Here is a 20,503-nt window from a genome sequence, read left to right as displayed (position 1 = left end):
ACAGAAACCTGCGCTCAGCCGCTCACCACCTCGATGGCGAGCGCGTGGACGCCTCCCTTGAGTTCGGCATCGAGCGTCTGCATGACGGCGCGATGCTGCGCGACGCGAGGCATTCCGGCGAATTCGGGGGAAGCGATGCGGACGCGGAAATGGCTCTCTCCACCCTCGCGATAACCGCCATGCCCCCTGTGTTTGTCGCTCTCGTCGATCACTTCAAGGTGGGTCGGCGTGAATTTGACCGAAAGTTTTTCTGCAATCTGGTCGCGAACGGACATATGGATACCGGTTCAGTTGGAGGAGTGGCACGAGCCCGTAGTTAGGATTGATGAAGCTCGATTCCAAGTATTTCGACCGCATCAGGATCCGTTCGCGGCATCCCGAACCCGAACCGCAACCGGAAGTGCCGGTCTGTGGCTGGGAGGGTTGTGACCAGCCCGGCCTCTACAAGGCTCCCAAGGGCAACCGGGCCGTGGGGGAGTACCACCACTTCTGCCTCGAGCACGTGCGGCACTACAATCAGGTGTTCAACTTCTTCTCCGGCATGAAGCCCGAGGAGATGGAAGCCGAACTCACCCGCGAGAAGGAAACGGACGGCCGCCCCAGCTGGGGCTTCGGCGCCAAGCCCGGCTCCAGTTCGGGTCCGCGCATGCCGCGCGGCGCTCAGCGCAACCCCAATGCCAAGCGCGTCAACGACCCGTTTGGCGTGTTCGCCCGCTACGCCCGCCACCAGCAGAAGCAGCCCCAGCAGGAGCGCGTGAAGCCGCTGCACGAGCCCGACCGCCGCGCCTTCGAGACGCTGGGCTTTTCGGGCTACGCCAAGGCCGAGGATATCCGCGTGGCCTACAAGACGCTGGTGAAGCTCCACCACCCCGACGCCAATGGCGGCGACAAGAGCTCCGAAGATCGCCTCCGCGCCATCATCGCCGCCTACACGCACCTCAAGCAGAAGGGCTTCGTCGGGCGCTAGCAGTCACTGGTACGGCGGCGGGCGCAGAAGCGTCCGCCTGAGAACCAGCGAGGCCACCAGCGATCCGACGACAATGCCGACGAAGAGCGCCAGCGCGATCGCCACGATGAAGGTGATGCCCATCTGGAACGCCAGCCCGCGCACTTCGGCGCCAACGAGGTCGATCTGCCGGCTCACTTCCACCGAGATGGCCGAACTGGTGTCGGCGATGACCTCGGCAAGCTCCGGCCCCGGCACCTCCGGCTCCTGCGCCAGTACCGGCAAGACGAGAACCTGAGCCACGAAAAGCGACAGCGCGAACAGTAGGCGGACCAGCATGCCGCACCTCCTCCGATGGGGTTGCTGGAGTATCGGGCCGCCGGGTGCGTCGAGCGTCAATCGACGGGCAACAATCTGAGGCGAATACGCGCTTCCTCGTCTCTGGAACCGGGGTCCGTCGATGAATGTTTCTGATGGTGCCATTCATTGCCGCGATAGTGCCCGGGAACGGTGCAGTTGCAGCAAGATGTCCTTTGTGACGTAGCGTCACCGCAGCGCCATCCGGCCCTACCGCCGCGCCCGCGATGCTGCTATAGAGCCCGCAATCGCCAAGGCAGTCGTCTTGACCTATTTCTTCCCGAGAGCCTCGTCAAAATGCCTGAATTCACCAATCTGCCGAACAAGGAATATTCCGTCCGCGAAACCTTCGGCATCGACAGCGACATGAAGGTGATGGGCTATGCGGAAACCGATCCGCATGTGCCGCCGGCCGATCCGGACTACCTGTTCGACCGCAACACCACGCTCGCCATTCTCGCCGGCTTCGCTTTCAACCGCCGCGTCATGGTCCAGGGCTACCACGGCACCGGCAAGTCGACCCATATCGAGCAGGTCGCGGCGCGCCTCAACTGGCCGCTGGTCCGCGTCAACCTCGACGCCCACGTCTCGCGTATCGATCTCGTCGGCAAGGACGCGATCGTGCTCAAGGACGGGAAGCAGGTCACCGAATTCCGTGACGGCATCCTGCCTTGGGCCGTGCAGAACAACATCGCGCTCGTCTTCGACGAATACGACGCCGGCCGCCCGGACGTGATGTTCGTGATCCAGCGCGTGCTGGAGACGCAGGGCCGCCTGACGCTGCTCGACCAGAACCGCGTCATCACCCCGCACCCGGCCTTCCGGCTGTTCGCAACGACCAACACCATTGGTCTGGGCGATACGTCGGGCCTCTATCACGGCACCCAGCAGATCAACCAGGGCCAGATGGACCGCTGGTCGATCGTCACGACGCTGAACTACCTGCCGCACGACAAGGAAGTCGGGATCGTCCTCGCCAAGGCCAAGACCTACACCGGCGAGAGGGGCAAGAAGATCGTCTCCAACATGGTCCGCCTTGCCGATCTCACCCGTCAGGCCTTCATCAACGGCGACCTGTCCACCGTGATGAGCCCGCGTACCGTGATCACCTGGGCCGAGAATGCCGAGATCTTCGGCGATGTCGGCTTCGCCTTCCGGCTGACCTTCCTCAACAAGTGCGACGAGCTCGAACGCCCCGTGGTGGCCGAGTTCTACCAGCGCGTGTTCGGCGAAGACCTGCCGGAATCGGCCGCGAACCTCGCGGTGGTCGCCTGATCTGGAGGCCGTTGTGGCCCAGAATATCTACGACGACCCGAAGTTCCTGGCCGGGTACAGCGAATTCCCGCGCTCGCGCGATGGCCTCGGGGCCACGAGCGAGTGGCCGGCATTTCGCGCCCTCCTGCCGGGGATTGCGGACAAACGCGTCGTCGATCTGGGCTGCGGCTTCGGGCAGCTGAGCCGCTGGCTCGGCGAAGAGGATGCCCGCTCGGTTTTGGGCATCGACCTCAGCGAAAAGATGCTGGCGCGGGCCAGGACGGAGACGACCAATCCGGCCGTCACCTACGCCCGCGGCAACCTCGACGAACTGGTGCTGGCGCCCGATAGCGCCGACCTGATCGTCAGCTCCATGGCGCTGCACTATGTCGAGGATTTCGGCCGCATCGCCGCGATGCTGTTCGACGCCCTCGCGCCGGGCGGCCAGCTCGTGTTCTCCGTCGAGCACCCGATCTACGCCGCCCGCGCCGAACCCGAATGGGTCGCCGCCGCCGACGGACGGCAGGCCTTCGCGATCGCCGACTATTGCGTCGAAGGCCGCCGCGTTACCAACTGGATCGTCGACGGCGTGGTGAAGTACCACCGCACCATCGGCACCATGCTCAACATCCTCACCGGCGCTGGGTTCCGTTACAAGGCCGTCGATGAGTGGAAGCCATCGGACGAACAGTTCGCCGCCCATCCCGACTGGAAGGCGACCGAACTGACCCGCCCGATGTTCCTGCTGATGTCCCTGACCAAGCCTGCCAGACGAGATTCCTGATGGCCCCTCCGCCGCGCAATAACAGCAAGCCGAACAAGCCCGACACGACCCAGCCGTTCAAGACGGCCATGGGCGCGGCCGTGCGCGCCATCGGCAACAAGCGCGATCTCGAGGTGAGCTTCTCGGCCGACCGGCCGATCCTGACCGCCGACAAGGCCCGGCTCGCGAACCTGCCGCGCCTGCCCACGATGCGCGACATCGCCATTGCCCGTGGCCAGGGCGACGCCATGGCGATGCGGCTCGCCAGCCACGACCCGGAAACGCACCGGAAGCGCGCGCCGGCCGAGCCCGAAGCGCGCGCCGCCTATGACGCGCTCGAGCAGGCCCGCGTCGAGGCGCTGGGCGCCGTCCGCATGCCCGGCATGAGCGGCAACATCCACGAGATGCTCGAGGACCGGCTGTTCCGCCAGAACTTCGCCGAGGTGAACGACAAGGCCGATGCTCCCCTCGCCGAGGCGCTGGGGCTGATCCTGCGTGAGAAGATTGCCGGTATCTCGATACCGCCCTCGGGCAACGCGATCGTCAATCTGTGGAAGAAGGAAATCGAGGAGAAGGCGGGCCCCTCGCTGACCACCCTCTTTACCCGCTTCGAAGACCAGGACCTGTTCAGCCGCGCCACCCGGCAGTTGCTGCGCGACCTCAGCCTCGTGCCCGACAGCGACCTCGACGACGGCGAGAGCGACGACAGCGAATCGGGCGAGGACGAGGAGCCGCAGCGCGGCCAGGACGACGAGAAGAATCCCGAGCAGGGCGAAGGCGAGAGCGAAGACGCCGAGGCCGACGAAGACCAGACCCCCGGCCAGTCCGAGGAGCAGGGCGACGTCGAAGGCGCCGAGATGGACTTCACCGAGTCGGACGAAGACGAGTTCTCGGAGGAAGGGGCCGACCAGCCCAATGCCCCGCCCCCTGGCGCCAACGCCAAGGAATTCCAGAACGTCTTCAACTACAAGATCTTCACCCAGAAGTTCGACGAGGTGGTACGCGCCCCCGACCTCTGTCCGCCGGAGGAACTGGACCAGCTGCGCGCCCTGCTCGACAAGCAGCTCGAGAGCCTCGCCGGGGCCGTCGCCCGGCTGGCCAACAAGCTGCAGCGGCGCCTGATGGCGCAGCAGAACCGCAGCTGGGAATTCGATCTCGAGGAAGGCCTGCTCGATACGGCGCGCCTGACCCGCGTCGTCACGGACCCGCTGGGGGCGCTGAGCTTCAAGGTCGAGCAGGACACCGATTTCCGCGACACCTGCGTGACGCTGCTGCTCGACAATTCCGGCTCGATGCGCGGCCGCCCGATCACCATCGCGGCGATCTGCGGCGACATCCTCGCGCGGACCCTCGAGCGCTGCGGCGTCAAGGTCGAGATCCTCGGCTTCACCACGCGCGCCTGGAAGGGCGGCAAGAGCCGCGAGGCCTGGCTCGAGGCGGGGCGCCCGCCCAATCCGGGCCGCGTCAACGACATCCGCCACATCATCTACAAGGCCGCAGACGAGCCCTGGCGTCACGCCCGGCGCAACCTCGGCCTGATGATGCGCGAGGGGCTGCTCAAGGAAAATATCGACGGCGAAGCCCTGCAGTGGGCGCATAAGCGCCTGCTCGGGCGGACCGAAAATCGCCGCATCCTGATGGTGATTTCCGACGGCGCGCCGGTCGATGATTCGACCCAGAGCGTGAACGCCGGAAATTACCTCGAGGCCCATTTGCGTCAGGTGATCGAAGAGATCGAAACCCGTTCGCCCGTGCAGCTGGTGGCGATCGGCATCGGCCATGACGTGACGCGCTACTATCGCCGCGCCGTCACGCTGCTCGACGCCGAGGAACTGGCCGGGGCCCTCACCGACGAGCTCGCCGCCCTCTTTGACGAAGAGGCGCCGGGTTCCCAACGCCAGAGTAGATACGGATGACCAGGCGGCGGGGTGCCTCGCGCCTTGCTGCCGCGGGCCTGATGATCGTCAGTGCCCTGTCCGCCATCCTTGGCGCCGCGGCCATCGGGGCACGCGCCGAGGCTGAGACGGTCACCTCCATCCCCATCTCGACTTTCATGTCGGCCGGCATCGGCGAACGCGTGCAGGGCCTCGTCTGGCGCGGTGGCATCGAGATGAAGAGCCAGACTGATACGTTCGGCGGGCTCTCCGGCCTCGGCTTCACGGGGCCGGACAACAAGCTGGTGATGGTCTCCGACCGGGGCAACTTCGTCACCGGCCAGCTGCTCTATGACGAGAACGCCCGCCCGGTCGGCCTGATCGGTGTGCGCATCGAGCCGATCCAGAACTCCAAGGGCGACGAGCTGCCGCGCGCCTATACGCGCGATGCCGAGGCGCTGACCGTCATTTTCCGCGACGGTCGGCCCAGCGCCGTGCGCGTCGGCTTCGAAAACCTCACCCGCGTCGCCGATTTCGCGCTCGTCGATGGCCGCCCGCAGGGGCCGGCGCGCGAGGTGAGCATCCCCAGATGGCTGAGCGATACGCGCACCAACGAGACGCTTGAGGCGGTCTGCATCGCGCCCGAGGCCTCCCCGATCGCCGGCTCGACCCTGCTGCTCACCGAGGGCGTCATCGACGATGACGGCCTGCACTCGGCCTATCTGCTGGGCCGCAACGACAAGGGGCCGCTGGGCTATGTCTCGGGCAGCGGCACCAACCCGACCGACTGCGCCTTCATGGCCAACGGCGACCTGCTGGTGCTCGAGCGCGGCATCGCTCTCCTCGCCTTCCAGATGCGGCTCGTCCGCATTCCGGCCGCCGAGGTGAAGGCGGGGGCGCACATGAAGGGCGAACTGCTGCTCCATGCCGCCGGTGGCGACATCGACAACATGGAAGCCCTCGCCGTCCACACGGCGCCCGACGGCTCGACCCGCATCACGATCGTATCGGACAACAACTTCAACGACTGGGAGCGCAACCTGCTCCTCGAGTTCAGCCTGCCGGAGTGAGCTGCGCGATGTCGGCGAGGGACGTGCTTCAGGCCTACACCGACCGCATCAACCGGCAGGACTTCGACCTCCTGACCGACCTCATCGCCCCCGATGCGACGTTCTGGTTCACGAGCGGGACACATCGCGGCATCGACGCCATCCGCGCGGCGTTCGAGGCGACGTGGCAGACGATGGGGCCCAGCGAGCGCTACTGGCTCGACCAGCTCGAATGGATCGCCGAGGGCGACAGCGCCGCCGCCTGCATTTACCGCTTCAACTGGGAGGCCGTTGCCGACGGCAAGCCGATCTCGGGCTCGGGCCGCGGCACCACAGTACTGAGGCGCGTGGACGACCGCTGGTGGATCGTCCACGAACACCTGAGCCGGCTGCCTGGCTAGGCGGCGGCCTTGAGCGGCGGCAGCGGCATGATCCTGCCCATCAGCATCCGGTAGGGCGCGAGCAGCAGCAGCGCCGCAAGGAACTTCACGAGGAAATCGCCGGCCGCCAGCGAGAACCACAGCGGCACCTCGGGCCCGAGGCTGAGGAAGGGCGCCGGGAAGCCGAGCGAACCATCCTCGCGGCCATAGATGCCGTCGACAAAGGCGAAGGCCGGCGCGAAGGCGATCGAAAAGAAGATCGCGGTATCGAGGAGCGAGCCCGCCAGCGACCCGACCAGCGGCGGCAGGAACCAGTTCTTGCTGGCCCTGAGCCGCGAGAACACCGAGATATCGAGCAACTGCCCGATGAGGAATGCCGTCACCGAGGCCGTGGCAATACGCGCCGTCGTGGCCGGTGCCCCACCAACGTTCCACGGCAGCGGATTGAAGCTCAGGTAGAACGAGAGAGCGACCGCCGCGACGAAGCCGACCACCACCACCTGCCGGGCGCGCGCCGCGCCGTCATAGCGGTTGGTGAGATCGGTGACGAGGAAGGCGAAGGGGTAGGTGAAGGCACCCCAGGTCAGAAGGTCCGCCAGGTTGATCGGGCCGAGCGTGGCCTGAACCGGGTAGAGCACGAGAATGTTGGACGCGGTGACGACCACGACCATGGCCGCGATGGCCGCGGCAAAGCGAGCGAGCATATCCTGCACCTCTATCTAGCCCGCTGGCCGGCATCAGACCGGGGCGGAACGCGGAGCATCTGCTCCGATGGGGTCTTCTAGCCTTGATGCGGACGGCCAGCAACCGCCCCAAAGCAAACCGCGCGCCCCTTGCGGAACGCGCGGTCGAAACTATGCGGAAGTGGCTCAGGCAGTCGCGAGCGACGCGCGCACTTCCTTCTTCACGGCGAGCGCGACGGGCGACAGCTCGGCGTCGTCTGCCTTGAGCAGGAACGCATCGAGGCCACCGCGGTGCTCGACGGTGCGCAGCGCGTTCGCCGAGATGCGCAGCTTGACCGTACGGCCGAGCGTATCGGACAGAAGCGAAACGTTGAGGAGGTTCGGGAGGAAGCGGCGACGGGTACGGTTGAGCGCGTGGCTCACCTTGTTACCGGTCATGACGCCCTTACCGGTGAGTTCGCAGCGGCGAGCCATGTCAAATCCTGTCAAAAGTCCCTGGGCGCAGGACGATCCCGCGCAACGGGCTGTAGTCTGTTCTTGATTGTGGGCGGGTCCATAGAGAAAGAAGCCCTCCTCGTCAAGCTTGTGAACGCCGTTTGCCTTGCCAGCAAGGCCTCCCGGCGGCAACTTGGCCACACATACTGATTCGCCGTTTCCCGCGTCCGAGGACGCCGCCAGAGGTTCCACTTTCGTGTCGAGCGCCGGTTTCCGCCAAGCCTTTCGCGTCGCGGCCCTCGCCCTGGCGTTGGTCGGCCTGCCTGCCATGGCGCAGGAAACCCGCACCCGCGCGGAATACACCGTGACCATGGGCGGCACCCATATCGCCAACGTCACCATCACTCTCACCGACAATTCCCGCCAGTATGCGCTGGCGCTCGATGCCAAGATCGCCGGGCTCGCCCAGCTCGTCGCCCACGGCAGCGCCCGGGCCAACTCGACCGGGATATCCGCCGCCGACGGCCTCCGCTCGGCGAAGTTCGATCTCCTGACGCGCGCCCAGGGCGAGGAGTTCACCTCCAGCATCACCTATGCGGACGGCAGCGTCGCGACGTTCCAGGTCGCGCCGCCCATCGTCAACAACATCGACCGGGTGGCGATCGAGCGGAAGCACCTCGCGAGCGCCACCGACATGATGGCGCCGTTCGTGCTCAAGGGCGCCGCCCTCGACCGCAGCCTGTGCGACAAGCAGATGCCCATCTTCACCGGTGTCGAGCGCTTCAACCTGTCGCTCAAGTACGTCAAGGACGACACGGCGACGAGCAAGCGCACCGGCTACCAGGGGCCGCTGGTCCTGTGCAGCGTGCACTACACGCCGATCTCGGGCCATTACCTGAACAACGAGATCACCAGCTACCTCGCCCGCAACGAGCGCATCCTCGTCTGGTTCGCGCCGCTCAAGAAGCCCGGCTATTTCATCCCCTATCGCTCGCTCATCACCACCGAGGCGGGCGACCTGTCGGTCGTGCTCACCGAACTCACCGAGTAGCCACTCGCGGCCTCGGGGCCGATGAACGCCGGCTAAATCCTTGCCTCAGCACGCGTTCAAGCGGTGCGACGCATCTTCCTGCCAATGGCTTGCGCCAAAGGAGGAAGACATGACGATCACGAAAGCCGCACTCGCCGCTCTCGCCACCACCGTCGCGCTCGTCGGCGCGGCCACTGCCCTCGAGCTCAAGGCCGGCAACTCCGGCAAGCTCGTCCCCACCAAGATCCAGCTCGGCATCGTCTCACCCCAGGACAATGCCTGTCCCGGCAACGGCAAGCTGACGGCCTGGGTCCAGACCAACAAGCCCGGCAAGCTCGACATCATGCTGGTGCGCAAGGGCGGCAACGTCGCCGGCCCCTACCAGGTCACCACTACCAAGGGCGCCAACGGCGTGATCATGGGCAGCTACACCCAGAACCTGATGGTCGCCCAGCCGATCGACGCCGAGTACCGCGTCGTCGTTGCCGGCACGCCCGTCGTCAGCAACTGGGCCCCGCTCGTCGCCGAGTGCTGAAGCCTTGCGCCGCCGCCCCGGACCGCCGGCAACAGACTGGCGGCCCCTCGTGCCGGCAGACCTCCAAAAGGGGGCTGCCCGCCGGGCGGCGGAAAATTATGGTTAACGAAGTCCTACCAAAAACGCTGTCCCGTTCCGGGACGGTCAATGGCTTTATTGCCAACGCCGCGGCCGGAAAGGCCCGCGTTGCGGCACTGCCTCTGTCAATGCCGAAAGAATCTTCACGGGCACGTGCTTTACCTCCCGTTCACACTTCGCTGATTCCGGTTCGAAATCAGCCGAAATCAACCACTTGGCAACCTTGCTGAACGCCGCGGACGATGAAATCCCGCCGCCGTCGTACCATTGCCGTCTGCTTGGGGCAGTATCGAAAACCGACCACAACATGCAGTGGTGAACAAACCCGGATTCCCGAGTCGCAGCCGATTCCTTTCCGGTTTGTTCCTGCTTCGTACCAGTGGTTAATTTCGGTCATGGAAAGCAGTGCCGATATGTTCCGCAACGAGACACTCGTTTGTTGGCCGGCGATCACCTAAATAGGGGCCAATGACTGGTTACGCCTCCTCGCTCAAGGCGATTCTTGGGCCCACCAACACCGGTAAGACGTTCTTCGCCATCGAGCGCATGCTGGCGCATCGCTCGGGCATGATCGGCCTTCCGTTGCGCCTGCTGGCCCGCGAGGTCTACCACAAGGTGGTCGACCGCATCGGGGCCCAGCATGTCGCCCTCGTCACCGGCGAGGAGCGGATCGTCCCGGCCAAGCCGCGCTACTGGGTCTGCACCGTCGAGGCCATGCCGCTCGACGTGCCGGTCGAATGTCTCGCCGTCGACGAGATCCAGGTCGCGACCGATTTCGACCGCGGTCACATCTTCACCAACCGGCTGCTCCACGCCCGCGGGCTCAGTGAAACACTGCTGCTCGGCTCGGCCACCATGGCCCCGATCATCCGCAACCTGCTGCCCGATGCCGAGATCATCCACCGGCCGCGCTTCTCCGAGTTGCTCTACGCCGGCTCCAAGAAGATCTCGCGCCAGCCCAAGCGCTCGGCCATCGTCGCCTTCTCGGCCACGCAGGTCTATGCCATCGCCGAGCTGATCCGGCGCGAGCGCGGTGGCGCCGCCGTGGTGATGGGGGCCCTGTCGCCCCGCACCCGCAATGCCCAGGTCGACATGTACCAGAACGGCGACGTCGACTTCCTCGTCGCCACCGATGCCATCGGCATGGGGCTCAACCTCGACGTCCACCATGTCGCCTTCGCCGACGACCACAAGTTCGACGGCCACCAGACGCGCCCGCTGACGCCGGCCGAGTTCGGCCAGATCGCCGGCCGTGCCGGGCGCCACATGCACAACGGCACGTTCGGCGTCACCGGCAACGCGCCCGAGTTCGACGAGGAGCTGATCAAGCAGCTCGAGACCCACGATTTCGAGCCCGTCCGCGTCATCCAGTGGCGCAACCACGAGCTCGACTTCCGCTCGATCGCCGACCTCAGGGCCAGCCTCGACCGCACACCGCCGGTCCGCGCCCTCACCCGCGTGCCCGTCGCCACCGATCAGTATGCGCTCGAGTTCACAGCACGGAACGAAGCGGGAGCGCTGGCGAGCAACGAGGCGGCTGTCCGCCTGCTCTGGGAGTGCTGCGGCATCCCCGACTACCGCGACATCTCGCCGGCCCAGCACGGCGAGATCATCACCCGCATCTATTTCGACCTGCGCCGCCACGGCCATGTCGACGCCGACTGGATTGCCGAGCAGGTGCGCTTCTGCGACAATGCGACAGGCGACATTGATACTCTGAGCAACCGGATCAAGCAGATCCGTACTTGGACGTTCGTCGCCAATCGCAAGAACTGGCTTGAAGACCCGGCATATTGGCGCGAAAAGACCCGCGACATCGAAGATCGCCTGAGCGACGCCCTGCACGAGCGTCTCACCCAGCGTTTCGTCGACCGTCGCACCTCGGTGCTTATGCGCCATCTGAGAGACAAGCATATGGTATCGCCTGAAATTAACGACCTCGGCGAAGTGAGCCTCGAAGGCCACCTGATCGGCTCCATCGAAGGGTTCCGCTTCACACTGGCACGGTCCGAAGGCGGCGATGCCAAGGGCGTAGCGACCGCCGCCGCGCAGGTCGTGGCCCCCGAGATCGCCCGCCGCGCCGAGCGTGTCGCCGGTGCGCCGAACGAAGAGTTCGTGCTCGCGACCGACGGCTACGTGCGCTGGCGCGGCCAGGTCATCGCCAATCTCGCCGAGGGCGAGCAGCTCTTCACGCCGCGGCTCATCATCCTCGCCGACGAGAACCTTACCGGCCCCGATCTCGAGCGCGTCCAGGACCGGCTGAACCTCTGGCTTCGCCACCTCGTCAACACCCAGCTCGAGACCGTGCTCGCCCTCGAGGCGCCGGCCGATATCGAAGGCGCCGCCCGCGGCCTTGCCTACCGGCTCTACGAGAACCTGGGCATCCTGCCGCGCAGTGCTGTTGCCGAGGAGGTCAAGGCCCTCGACCAGGACGTCCGCGGCAAGCTCAGGAAGCTCGGGATCAAGTTCGGCGCCTACCACATCTACGTGCCCGCGAGCCTCAAGCCCGCGCCGCGCGAGCTGGCGCTGATCCTCTACGCGCTGAAGAACGGCGGCATTCGCCAGCCGGGCATTTCCGAACTGCCGCAGATCGTGCTCTCCGGCCGCACCAGCTTCCTCATCGATCCCGAGGTCAACACCAAGCTTTACGAGCTGGCCGGGTTCAAGGTTGCCGGCAAGCGCGCCGTGCGCGTCGACATCCTCGAGCGCCTCGCGGACATCATCCGTCCGCTGATCGCGCTCGATGCCCGCAACCACCAGGGCGAACTGCCGGCCGGCGCCGCCGAGGCCAACGGCTTCCGCGTCACGGTCGAGATGACCTCGCTGCTCGGGACTGCCGGCGAGGACTTCGCCTCGATCCTCAGCTCGCTCGGCTATCGTGTCCGCCGTACGCCCAAGGCTGTGGCTGCTCCGGCGACCGAGGCAGACGCAACCGAAGCCACGGCTGAGGCCCCTGCCCCCGCTCCCGAGGCTGCCGAAGCGATCGTGAACGCCGAAGCGACGCAGGCCGTCGAAGGCGCTGTCGCCGTCGAGGCGACCGCGGTCGAGGAAGCCGTCGCGATCGAAACCGCTACGGCCGATCTTGGTGCTTCGGCTCCCGGCGACGCGGACAAGCCCGCCGAGCCCGAGTTCGACGAGGTCTGGTTCCCGGCTGGCCGCCGTCCCGACAATGCGCGCCACGGCGGCAACCGCAACCGCGGCAACCGCCCCGAAGGTGCGGCAGCGGAGGCTGGTGAAGGCGAAGCCGCCAAGCGAAACTTCCGCCGCCCCGACCGCGAAGCCGGCGACGGCAAGCCGGCCGGACGCCCGCGCCAGGACGATCGCCGCAACGGCAAGCCGTTCGAAGGCAAGGGCGGCAAGCCCGCTGGCAAGCGCTTCGACAAGCCCCGCGAGGACTGGAAGGAGCACCGGCCGCGCGAAGACCGCAAGCCCGCCCCGCTCGATCCCAACTCGCCCTGGGCCGCGCTCGCCGCGCTCCGGAACCCCAAGAGCGAGTAGCTGCGCTTGGAGAAGCAACGGCTCGACAAGTGGCTGTTCTTCTCGCGCGCCGTCAAATCGCGCACGCTGGCGCAGAAGCTGATCGAAACCGGCGCCATCCGGGTCAACTCCGAACGCACCGACAGGTCCGACCACAAGGTCGGTCCTGGCGACGTGCTGACCATGACGGTCCACGAGCGCCTGCTCGTCTGGCGCATCCTCGACCCGGGCAGCCGGCGCGGCCCGGCGCCCGAGGCAGCCACGCTCTACGAGGACCTCTCCCCGCCGCCAGTGCCGCGTGAGGATAAGCCCGCGCCGCACGCCGCACGCGATCCCGGCGCCGGCCGCCCCACCAAGCGCGACCGCCGCGAAATCGACCGGCTGCGCCTTGAGGAAGGTGACGGCGAGGACTAGCGGCAGGCGCCACCAGCGCCCCATCCTCCGTCGCACCCCTCCATTCCCCGTCGCACCCCTCCCATCCCCGTCGCACCCCTCCCATCCCCGTCATCCCCGGGCTTGACCCGGGGACCCATCTCTCCCCCGCCCCGGACGCGCGACAAGCACCGCCCGCGCCCCACGCCCCCTTCACCWCCCCCTCGACGGGGGAGGCCGGGAGGGGGTGCGCCCCACGCTCACACCTCGCGGCAATCACGCCCACGAACCGACTTATCCCCACGCCTCGCCACCCGTGCGACTCTTCCCCCCGTCCGCCGTACCGAAGCGAGATCATGACGAGTGGTTGGTGCAGGGGAGACCGGGTGGTGGTGGAGTCGTTCGCCATCAGGCCGAAAGCACGACGGCATGAACCGGTTCGCCGGGGACGCCGCTAGCACGCGGGAGCCATCCGAATGCAGGCTGGTTCAGGGGACAAGGCTGCCACGCATGAGGCAGCCGCAAAGGCGGGGCGGTTCGGTGGATTCCGGCCGTCTGTCAGCCGGCACGTTCCTCGCGATGCGGCACGGGATGCGCCCGGGCCATCGTGCCATACGCCCAAAACCCCGGCCGGCCGGCGAGGCGCGAGCCTCGTTTCATCTGCGGACTACCCGCGTGAGGCCAGCGCCTCGCCGGCCCCGCTTCATCTCCCACGCGGGAGATGCGCTCTTTGAGAACTCCGAAGCCAGAGGGCTGTCGGATGCATCGGCATGCCCACGGTACTACCACCCCACCGGCTGTCATCCCTGCGCAAGCAGGGACCCAACGCGCAGCCGGCGCCGGCGGCGAGATGGGTCCCTGCCTTCGCAGGGATGACATCGAGGGTGTCGCACCGCCCTCGCCCCACCACCCACCGTCATCCCCGGGCTTGACCCGGGGACCCATGCGATGGTGCGGCTACACGGCATTCGAAAACAACACGGTAGGCTGACGGCCGGCCTCGCGCCGTTTCCCTTGCGATGGCTGAGAAAAAGGGCTAGCACCGCCCGAGGTGCTGCACCTCCTGCATGCGCCTGGCCAAGACCCAGCGGCACGACAACCCTGAGCAGGAAACGCTCGCGAATATGACCTACATCGTCACGGACAACTGCATTAAGTGCAAGTACATGGACTGCGTCGAGGTTTGCCCCGTCGACTGCTTCTATGAAGGCGAGAACATGCTCGTCATCCATCCCGACGAGTGCATCGACTGCGGCGTGTGCGAGCCCGAATGTCCGGCCGAGGCCATCAAGCCCGATACCGAGGGCGGTCTCGACAAATGGCTGGAGATCAACAGCAAATACGCCTCCGCCTGGCCCAACATTACCGAGAAGCGTGACGCTCCGGCTGACGCCAAGGAGTGGGACGGCGTGGAGGGCAAGTTCGAGAAGTATTTCTCCGAGGCCCCCGGCGAAGGCGACTGACGTCGTCCCTCGGCTGTCTCGCCGCGAAAATGAATGGCCTCCTGACCGCCGGATACGTGGTTTCCGGTGGTCATTGATTCGCGGCTTTTGATTTTGCTGAAATTTTGTGCTAGGCTCCCTATATCGAATGGAGCTTGCCCGTCATCCAGCGTGCCGCAAGGCACTTTTTTTATGACACCAGCAGATATTGGGGGCGCAGTTCAAGGGTCACGCGGACCCTTGGGTGCGTGTTGGGCTCTGCTTACATTCGGGCAGGCCAATGAGCAACAACAAAGGACAGCCTTTCCGCGGAGAGCTGTCCGGCGGCGGCGTTAATAGGAGTATCCCTTTATGGTCACCAAGAAGCCTCAGCAGCGGCTTGGATTCAAGACGGGCGAGTACATCGTCTATCCGGCACACGGCGTTGGCCTGATCACCTCGATCGAGGAGCAGGAAGTCGCAGGCCTGACCCTTGAGCTTTTCGTGATCTCGTTCGAGCAGGACAAGCTCACGCTTCGCGTGCCCGTTGCCAAGATCAAGTCCGTCGGCATGCGCAAGCTGGCCGAAGAGGACGAGGTCAACAAGGCGCTTGAAACCGTTACCGGCCGGGCTCGCGTCAAGCGCACCATGTGGTCGCGCCGCGCCCAGGAATACGAGGCCAAGATCAATTCGGGCGACCTCATCGCCATCTCCGAAGTCGTGCGTGACCTCTACCGCTCGGACGACCAGCCGGAGCAGTCCTACTCCGAGCGCCAGCTCTTCGAGCAGGCCATGGACCGCATGAGCCGTGAAGTCGCCGCGGTCAACAAGCTCACCCTCACCGAGGCCGTGCAGCTGATCGAGAAGAACCTGCAGAAGTCCCCGCGTCGCGGCCCCAAGTCGGATGCCGCGGACGCCGAGGAAGCCGCAGCGTAAGCTCGGGCAACAATAATTCTGGAAGGGCCGGCGGCAACGCCGGCCTTTTTCATTTGGAGAGTATGCAGCAACCCGCCCGACTTGTCTTAACCCCACGCGCTGATAGTGTCCGCGCGCAATCATCTTGGGAGATCGGGAATGTCGGGCGCTGCGGACACAAATAATGCCAAGCAGTACGGGGACAGCCGCAAGCTCGCAGCGCGAGCGCGACTGAACCAGGAGTACACGATTACCGAGACGCCGTGGTTCGAGTGGGTTGCCGGACAGCTGCCGTTCAAGGCCAATAGTTCCGTTCTCGACATCGGCTGCGGCCCCGGCTGGTTCTGGGCCACCATTGCCGGCGCCTTGCCGCAGGGCATCGACCTCACCCTCGCCGACCTCTCGCCGGGCATGGTGAAGGAGGCGACCGAGCGTTGCCAGGCTCTCCCCTTCGCCTCGGTCCGCGGCGTGGAAACCAACGCCACCGAGCTGCCCTTCGCCGACAAGAGCTTCGATCTCGTGATCGCCATGCACATGCTCTACCACGTGCGCGACCAGGAAAAGGCGATCGCCGAGATGCACCGCGTACTGAAGCCCGGCGGCACGCTCGCCGTCACCACCAACGGCATGGGCGACACCAAAGCGCTCTACGAGCTGAGCACCGCCTTCGGTGGCACGCCCTACAACATCGTCGCCACCTACTTCGGCTACGACCACGCCGAGGAGAAGCTGCGCGCCCGCTTCGGCAATGTCACCATGGCGGAGCATCCCGCCCGGATGCGCATCACCGATCCCGAGGACGTCTTCCTCGCCCTCACTTCCTATCCCCCGGGCGACGCTGCCGGCGAACCTGAGCTGGCCCTGTTCCGGACAAGGATCGACGAAGCCTTCGCGGCTGGCGGCGGCGTTCTCGAGACGCAAAAGCAAAGCGGCCTGTTCGTCAGCAAGAAGACCTGAGGGCGTGACCGGGGACACCCGATGCCCGACCGCCCTACCTCCTGCGCCATGACGGCGACGTGGCGCCCCAGGCCGAGATCGAGGAAATCCGCTGGGTCGACGCGGCCGAGCCCGGCGATATCGAGCTCGCCGCGCTGACCGGCGAGCTCATCTTCCCGGCCTATCGCCTGATGCTGGCCTGAACCTTACTCGACCGTGACGATCTTGTAGCGCTCGCCGGCGACCAGCGTGTCGCCCGGATAGAGGTTGTTGAGGATGTAGAACAGGTCCGTGCCGCGGCTGAGCCCGCTCATGCGACGCGCCAGCGAATCCGCCGTGTCGACGGACCCGGCCGTCACCGTGCGCACCACCAGCTTCTTGACGAGGCCGAGGTCCTTGGCCGTCGCCGCGCGGAAACTCTTCAGCGTCGCGTCCGCCGCCTTGGCGAAGGCCGCGCTGTCGAACTTGGCGGCAAAGATGAAGCGATAGACCCGGCCCTCGTGGCGCACCACGGCGACACGGAAGCTCCAGTCCTGCGTCATGGCAACGCCAGTCGCCATCTCGTAGCCGTTGGCGCTCTCGCGCTTGACCGTCTGCGGCTGCAGCCCGGCGATCCAGCCGGACTTGAGATAGGCCTCGAGCCCCATCGAAGCGGGCACCTCGGCGCTGTCGAAACGCACGGCCTCGCCTTCACCGGCAACGCCGACTACAGCGCCCTTCGAGATCTGGAGGGTGTAGTTCGACGGCACCTCGAAGGTGAACTTGAGCGCCGGATTGACGTAGCGCCGCCCCGAGATCGCACCCTGCGCCGGGCTATCGCCGAAGGACAGCCCTTCGATGCCGGCCATGTAGCCGGCGCGATCCGTCTCGCCGAGCCCAGGTGCACCGAAGAAGGCGCGCGCCGTCTCGACCGCCTTCTGGATGCGGTCGGGCGTCGAGGGGTGCGAGGACAGGAAGTCATCATCCTGGCCGGCGTCGCCGGCGGAGAAATGCGCGAAGCGGCCCATGGCCCCGAGGAAGCGCGCTGCCGCATGGGGATCGAACCCCGCCTGGCCGGCAGTGAGGATGCCCTCCTTGTCGGCCGCCAGTTCCTGCTGCTGGCTGAAGGCCGCCAGCGACATCTTGGAGCGGTTGGACGCCTGATCCGTCGCCGTATCGGCCCCAAACACGCCCGACACCACCTTGTCGACGATCTCGTTGGTGCGCGCCCGGTTGGTACGGGCCCGCGCATGCTTGAGCGTCACGTGGGCGATCTCGTGCGCGAGCACGGCCGCGATCTCCGAGGTGTCCGAGGCGAGCGCGAGGATCCCGCGCGTCACGTAGACATAGCCGCCCGGCAGCGCGAAGGCATTGACCTCGGCCGTATCGAGGATGGTGACGGTGAACTTCTGGTTGGGCTGGTCGGCGGCCGCGAGCAGGCGGCCCACGATCCTCGCGATCATGATCTCGGCCTGGCGGTCCGAGTAGATGCCGCCATAGGAAGCAACGATGCGCGGATGCTCGCGCGCGCCGATCGCATCTTCCTCAGGATCGTCCGAGGGGGCGGTGATGGGCGGCACGTTCTGGCCCCCGGTCCGGCTGGGGGTAACGCCGGGCAGGCTGGTGCATCCGGCCAGCAGGACAAGCAGTCCCGCGCCGAGCGTCTTTCCGAACGCCTTGCTCATCGGCTTGGTGCTCATGGAGCGCGCAAAACCTCTATCTGCTCGGGATGGGTGATCTCAACGCGCGGTCCGTCGTTCTCATCCACCCAGCCTCTGATCCGTACCAACGCGCCATCGAGCCTCAGCGGATCAAGTCCGCCCCGCGAAAACAGTTGCAACGCCGCCTTGTCGATCACGGCGGTGAAATCCTCTTTCCACGATCGGCCAAAGTTGAGGTAGACGCGCCCCTGTGCCTCATCGGCCATGAGCACCCGACCTTCAACCAGCTCGTAGCGGCCCGCACGCCCGGCGAAATCTGCCGGCCGGCCCGCCCGCCGCACGAAATAGTAGGGATCGGCCCAGATGCCAAGTTTCATCAGCCGTGCCTGTGTCTCTACTGCCAGCAACTGTGGCACGCACGCACGGTTATCCGGGAAGGAATAGACCCGCGCCCAGCCGTCGGCGACCATCTGCTGCTGCACCCACGTCTCGACCGGAGCGGTGATGAAGAGCTGGCCCAGCGTGCGCCCGTGCCGGTCCACCCGCTCGCCGCCATGGCGCACGACGACCTGCTTGCCGAGAACGAGCCGCTCCAGCGCTACCCGCGATTCCTCGGCCTTGGGCCAGGTCTCGAAGTCCTCGCGGCCCAGCGGCAGCTTGGGTGCCTGCGTCCCGATAAGCCGCACGACGATGTCCGAATCGAGCACGACGGTATCGCCGTCAGTCACCGACGCGACGCGGCCCCTGGGTCCGTCGACCAGGCCGTCGCAGGCGGCGACAGTCATCGGCATGGCAGCCAGCGCCACCGCCGCGGCAATTGTAAGCACTTCGCGAACAAGCAAAGACCGACCCCTAACGACGCGTGCCGTAACCTGCACGAAATTGCGGCGAAATTCCTCCCCGACCCGCCTCGGACCATGTCGATTCTTGCGCCCCGGGCCCGACCTCGTAGGATCACGGCGATTCTCTTGCCGGGCTGCAACACACGATGCTCGCCGAACTGTCCGTCCATGCCGCGAGCTACCGCGCGACGCCTCCGGCGTTCCGCCCGCACCTGCGTGATGCAGTGCGCTACTGGTCCCTCGGCCAGCGCCAGGGCCGGGCCTGGGCTCCGCACATGGCCCATGCCCGCAGCCTCATCGACACCACGATCGACGACTTCGCAGTCCGGCGAGCGATCGTCGTGCTGGGGTCGGGGCCGCTCTACGATATTCCGCTCGAGTCGCTGGCCCGCACCTTCCGGCGCGTAATCCTCGTCGACCGCGCGCATCTCTCCACCATCACGCCACGCCTCGCGCGCTATGGGAACATCGAACTGCAGTGGCGCGACCTCGGCCATGCCGGCTGCCCGGCCCCGCTCGGCTTCCTCGCCGAGATCCCCGATCTCGACTGGGTCATCTCGGCCAATGTGGTCAGCGCGCTTGCCACGCAAGCGGGAAGCGACGGGGCACGGATCGTGTCGGGCCATCTCGAGCAGCTGGCCGCCCTGCCCTGTCCGGTGACACTCGTCACCGATCTCGACTACCGCGTGTTCAACCGCCATGGCGTCGTGCTCGACAGCGCTGACCTGCTGCATGGCTGGCGCGTGCCGAGATCGGGCCTGCGCTGGAAATGGGAGGTGGCCCCATTCGGCGAATTCGCCCGTCACACGCGCCGCGTCCACTACGTGGCGGCCTGGCCGGACTGGCGGCAAGCACAGATCTGAACTGTCGGGGAATGCGCTGGGCCAGAAACAACAGCGGGAGGGCTGGCTTTCGCCGGTCCTCCCGCCGCTTTGCAATCTGAGACTTCCCTTTCGAGTAGCATCTGATCACTTCCAGTAAACGCCGTCGCGAAGGGATGGTTCCGTGCGATCGCGTTTTTTCTTGATCAGACGAGGCGGGCGTCGAGCGTGACGTTGATGGCGCCCAGCGCCTTCGAAACCGGGCAGTTCGCCTTGGCCTTCTCGGCAAGCTCGGTGAATTTGGCCGCGTCGATGCCGGGAACCTTCCCCTCGAGAGTGAGCGCGCTGCCGGTGATGCCGGTGCCCGGGATGAGTTCGACCGCTGCCGTCACCTTCAGGTTCTCCGCCGGCGTCCCGTTCTCGGCGAGATAGGCGCTGAGCTGCATGGCAAAGCAGCCGGAATGGGCTGCAGCGATCAGCTCCTCGGGATTGGTGCCCGAACGGCCCTCCTCGTCCTCGAAGCGCCCCTTGAAGGTATAGGGTAGTCCGCGGATGGCCCCGCTCTGTGACTCGAGGGTGCCGCCGCCCTCTTTCAGGGTGCCGCCCCAGTTCGCCGTGGCCGTGCGCTTCATGCTGCCTCTCCGTTGGCTCGAGTGAATGGCGCCGACCATAGCAACGAGCTTGCACCGGCAACA

Annotated in this window: 22 protein-coding genes; 15 read left to right on the top strand and 7 right to left on the bottom strand. The window is 66.2% G+C overall.

From position 1 onward, the window contains the following. Nucleotides 1-14 precede the first annotated feature (14 nt). On the bottom strand, nucleotides 15-275 hold the full coding sequence (locus PRN20_RS22555) for a BolA family protein (protein ID WP_273959921.1): 261 nt from the start codon (nucleotides 273-275) through the stop codon (nucleotides 15-17). Between the two features lie 50 nt (nucleotides 276-325). Here PRN20_RS22555 and PRN20_RS22550 point away from each other — a divergent pair, with 50 nt between their 5' ends. Beyond that, entirely contained in the window at nucleotides 326-967 is a 642-nt protein-coding gene (locus PRN20_RS22550; protein ID WP_273959920.1) for a J domain-containing protein, read from the top strand. A 3-nt stretch (nucleotides 968-970) separates the two neighbouring features. Here the strand turns inward: PRN20_RS22550 and PRN20_RS22545 are convergent, their stop codons facing one another. Beyond that, on the bottom strand, nucleotides 971-1,285 hold the full coding sequence (locus PRN20_RS22545; RefSeq protein WP_273959919.1) for a hypothetical protein: 315 nt from the start codon (nucleotides 1,283-1,285) through the stop codon (nucleotides 971-973). 315 nt (nucleotides 1,286-1,600) lie between these two features. Here PRN20_RS22545 and cobS point away from each other — a divergent pair, with 315 nt between their 5' ends. The 5 genes from cobS to PRN20_RS22520 are packed head-to-tail and all read left to right on the top strand — an operon-like array spanning nucleotide 1,601 to nucleotide 6,644. Continuing rightward, nucleotides 1,601-2,578, top strand: coding sequence for a cobaltochelatase subunit CobS (gene cobS, locus PRN20_RS22540; RefSeq protein WP_273959918.1), 978 nt, complete (start codon nucleotides 1,601-1,603; stop codon nucleotides 2,576-2,578). A gap of 13 nt (nucleotides 2,579-2,591) precedes the next feature. Continuing rightward, a complete protein-coding gene (locus tag PRN20_RS22535) occupies nucleotides 2,592-3,341 on the top strand; it encodes a class I SAM-dependent methyltransferase (RefSeq protein WP_273959917.1) in 750 nt (249 codons plus the stop codon). Continuing rightward, the gene (gene cobT / locus PRN20_RS22530) at nucleotides 3,341-5,236 is read left to right on the top strand and encodes a cobaltochelatase subunit CobT (RefSeq protein WP_273959916.1); all 1,896 of its coding nucleotides are present in this window, start codon (nucleotides 3,341-3,343) and stop codon (nucleotides 5,234-5,236) included. Before PRN20_RS22535 ends, cobT begins: the two co-directional genes overlap by 1 nt. After that, nucleotides 5,233-6,264, top strand: a complete 1,032-nt coding sequence (locus PRN20_RS22525) for an esterase-like activity of phytase family protein (RefSeq protein ID WP_273959915.1) — start codon at nucleotides 5,233-5,235, stop codon at nucleotides 6,262-6,264. The genes cobT and PRN20_RS22525 overlap by 4 nt, the downstream gene beginning before the upstream one ends. An 8-nt stretch (nucleotides 6,265-6,272) precedes the next feature. Further along, entirely contained in the window at nucleotides 6,273-6,644 is a 372-nt protein-coding gene (locus PRN20_RS22520) for a YybH family protein (RefSeq protein ID WP_273959914.1), read from the top strand. On the opposite strand, the gene PRN20_RS22515 is transcribed toward PRN20_RS22520, so the two are convergent. Together PRN20_RS22515 and rpmB are read right to left on the bottom strand one after the other, a co-directional pair. Beyond that, nucleotides 6,641-7,327, bottom strand: a complete 687-nt coding sequence (locus PRN20_RS22515; protein WP_273959913.1) for a queuosine precursor transporter — start codon at nucleotides 7,325-7,327, stop codon at nucleotides 6,641-6,643. The genes PRN20_RS22520 and PRN20_RS22515 overlap by 4 nt on opposite strands. A gap of 165 nt (nucleotides 7,328-7,492) precedes the next feature. Then, a complete protein-coding gene (rpmB, locus tag PRN20_RS22510) occupies nucleotides 7,493-7,780 on the bottom strand; it encodes a 50S ribosomal protein L28 (protein WP_273959912.1) in 288 nt (95 codons plus the stop codon). 217 nt (nucleotides 7,781-7,997) lie between these two features. On the opposite strand from rpmB, the gene PRN20_RS22505 reads away from it, so the two are divergent. The 8 genes from PRN20_RS22505 (at nucleotide 7,998) to PRN20_RS22470 (ending at nucleotide 16,708) form a co-directional block, all read left to right on the top strand. After that, on the top strand, nucleotides 7,998-8,792 hold the full coding sequence (locus PRN20_RS22505; RefSeq protein WP_273959911.1) for a DUF3108 domain-containing protein: 795 nt from the start codon (nucleotides 7,998-8,000) through the stop codon (nucleotides 8,790-8,792). 109 nt (nucleotides 8,793-8,901) lie between these two features. Beyond that, entirely contained in the window at nucleotides 8,902-9,306 is a 405-nt protein-coding gene (locus PRN20_RS22500; RefSeq protein WP_273959910.1) for a hypothetical protein, read from the top strand. A gap of 546 nt (nucleotides 9,307-9,852) precedes the next feature. Continuing rightward, the gene (locus tag PRN20_RS22495) at nucleotides 9,853-12,882 is read left to right on the top strand and encodes a helicase-related protein (RefSeq protein WP_273959909.1); all 3,030 of its coding nucleotides are present in this window, start codon (nucleotides 9,853-9,855) and stop codon (nucleotides 12,880-12,882) included. Between the two features lie 6 nt (nucleotides 12,883-12,888). Then, the gene (locus PRN20_RS22490) at nucleotides 12,889-13,275 is read left to right on the top strand and encodes an RNA-binding S4 domain-containing protein (RefSeq protein ID WP_443112606.1); all 387 of its coding nucleotides are present in this window, start codon (nucleotides 12,889-12,891) and stop codon (nucleotides 13,273-13,275) included. 1,082 nt (nucleotides 13,276-14,357) lie between these two features. Further along, complete coding sequence (fdxA, locus tag PRN20_RS22485; RefSeq protein WP_273959908.1) at nucleotides 14,358-14,696, top strand: ferredoxin FdxA; 339 nt, start codon at nucleotides 14,358-14,360, stop codon at nucleotides 14,694-14,696. A 330-nt stretch (nucleotides 14,697-15,026) separates the two neighbouring features. After that, the gene (locus PRN20_RS22480) at nucleotides 15,027-15,590 is read left to right on the top strand and encodes a CarD family transcriptional regulator (RefSeq protein WP_273959907.1); all 564 of its coding nucleotides are present in this window, start codon (nucleotides 15,027-15,029) and stop codon (nucleotides 15,588-15,590) included. 138 nt (nucleotides 15,591-15,728) lie between these two features. Next, the gene (locus PRN20_RS22475; protein WP_273959906.1) at nucleotides 15,729-16,526 is read left to right on the top strand and encodes a class I SAM-dependent methyltransferase; all 798 of its coding nucleotides are present in this window, start codon (nucleotides 15,729-15,731) and stop codon (nucleotides 16,524-16,526) included. Nucleotides 16,527-16,585: 59 nt separating this feature from the next. Further along, complete coding sequence (locus tag PRN20_RS22470; protein WP_273959905.1) at nucleotides 16,586-16,708, top strand: hypothetical protein; 123 nt, start codon at nucleotides 16,586-16,588, stop codon at nucleotides 16,706-16,708. 3 nt (nucleotides 16,709-16,711) lie between these two features. Here PRN20_RS22470 and PRN20_RS22465 read toward each other — a convergent pair whose 3' ends face one another. Continuing rightward, nucleotides 16,712-18,184 carry a M48 family metalloprotease gene (locus PRN20_RS22465; RefSeq protein ID WP_273959904.1) on the bottom strand — a complete coding sequence of 491 codons (1,473 nt, stop codon included), beginning with the start codon at nucleotides 18,182-18,184 and terminating at the stop codon, nucleotides 16,712-16,714. Then, on the bottom strand, nucleotides 18,181-18,987 hold the full coding sequence (locus PRN20_RS22460; protein WP_273959903.1) for a thermonuclease family protein: 807 nt from the start codon (nucleotides 18,985-18,987) through the stop codon (nucleotides 18,181-18,183). The genes PRN20_RS22465 and PRN20_RS22460 overlap by 4 nt, the downstream gene beginning before the upstream one ends. A gap of 146 nt (nucleotides 18,988-19,133) precedes the next feature. On the opposite strand from PRN20_RS22460, the gene PRN20_RS22455 reads away from it, so the two are divergent. Continuing rightward, nucleotides 19,134-19,850: a hypothetical protein gene (locus PRN20_RS22455; RefSeq protein WP_273959902.1), complete on the top strand. Its 717-nt coding sequence runs from the start codon at nucleotides 19,134-19,136 to the stop codon at nucleotides 19,848-19,850. Between the two features lie 164 nt (nucleotides 19,851-20,014). Here the strand turns inward: PRN20_RS22455 and PRN20_RS22450 are convergent, their stop codons facing one another. Beyond that, the gene (locus PRN20_RS22450) at nucleotides 20,015-20,440 is read right to left on the bottom strand and encodes an OsmC family protein (RefSeq protein ID WP_273959901.1); all 426 of its coding nucleotides are present in this window, start codon (nucleotides 20,438-20,440) and stop codon (nucleotides 20,015-20,017) included. Nucleotides 20,441-20,503: the final 63 nt, after the last annotated feature.

The organism is Devosia sp. ZB163, assembly GCF_028613635.1.
Taxonomy (GTDB): Bacteria; Pseudomonadota; Alphaproteobacteria; order Rhizobiales; family Devosiaceae; genus Devosia_A.
Note: the sequence above shows the minus strand (reverse complement) of the source record. Positions and strands in the feature narration are given on the sequence as shown.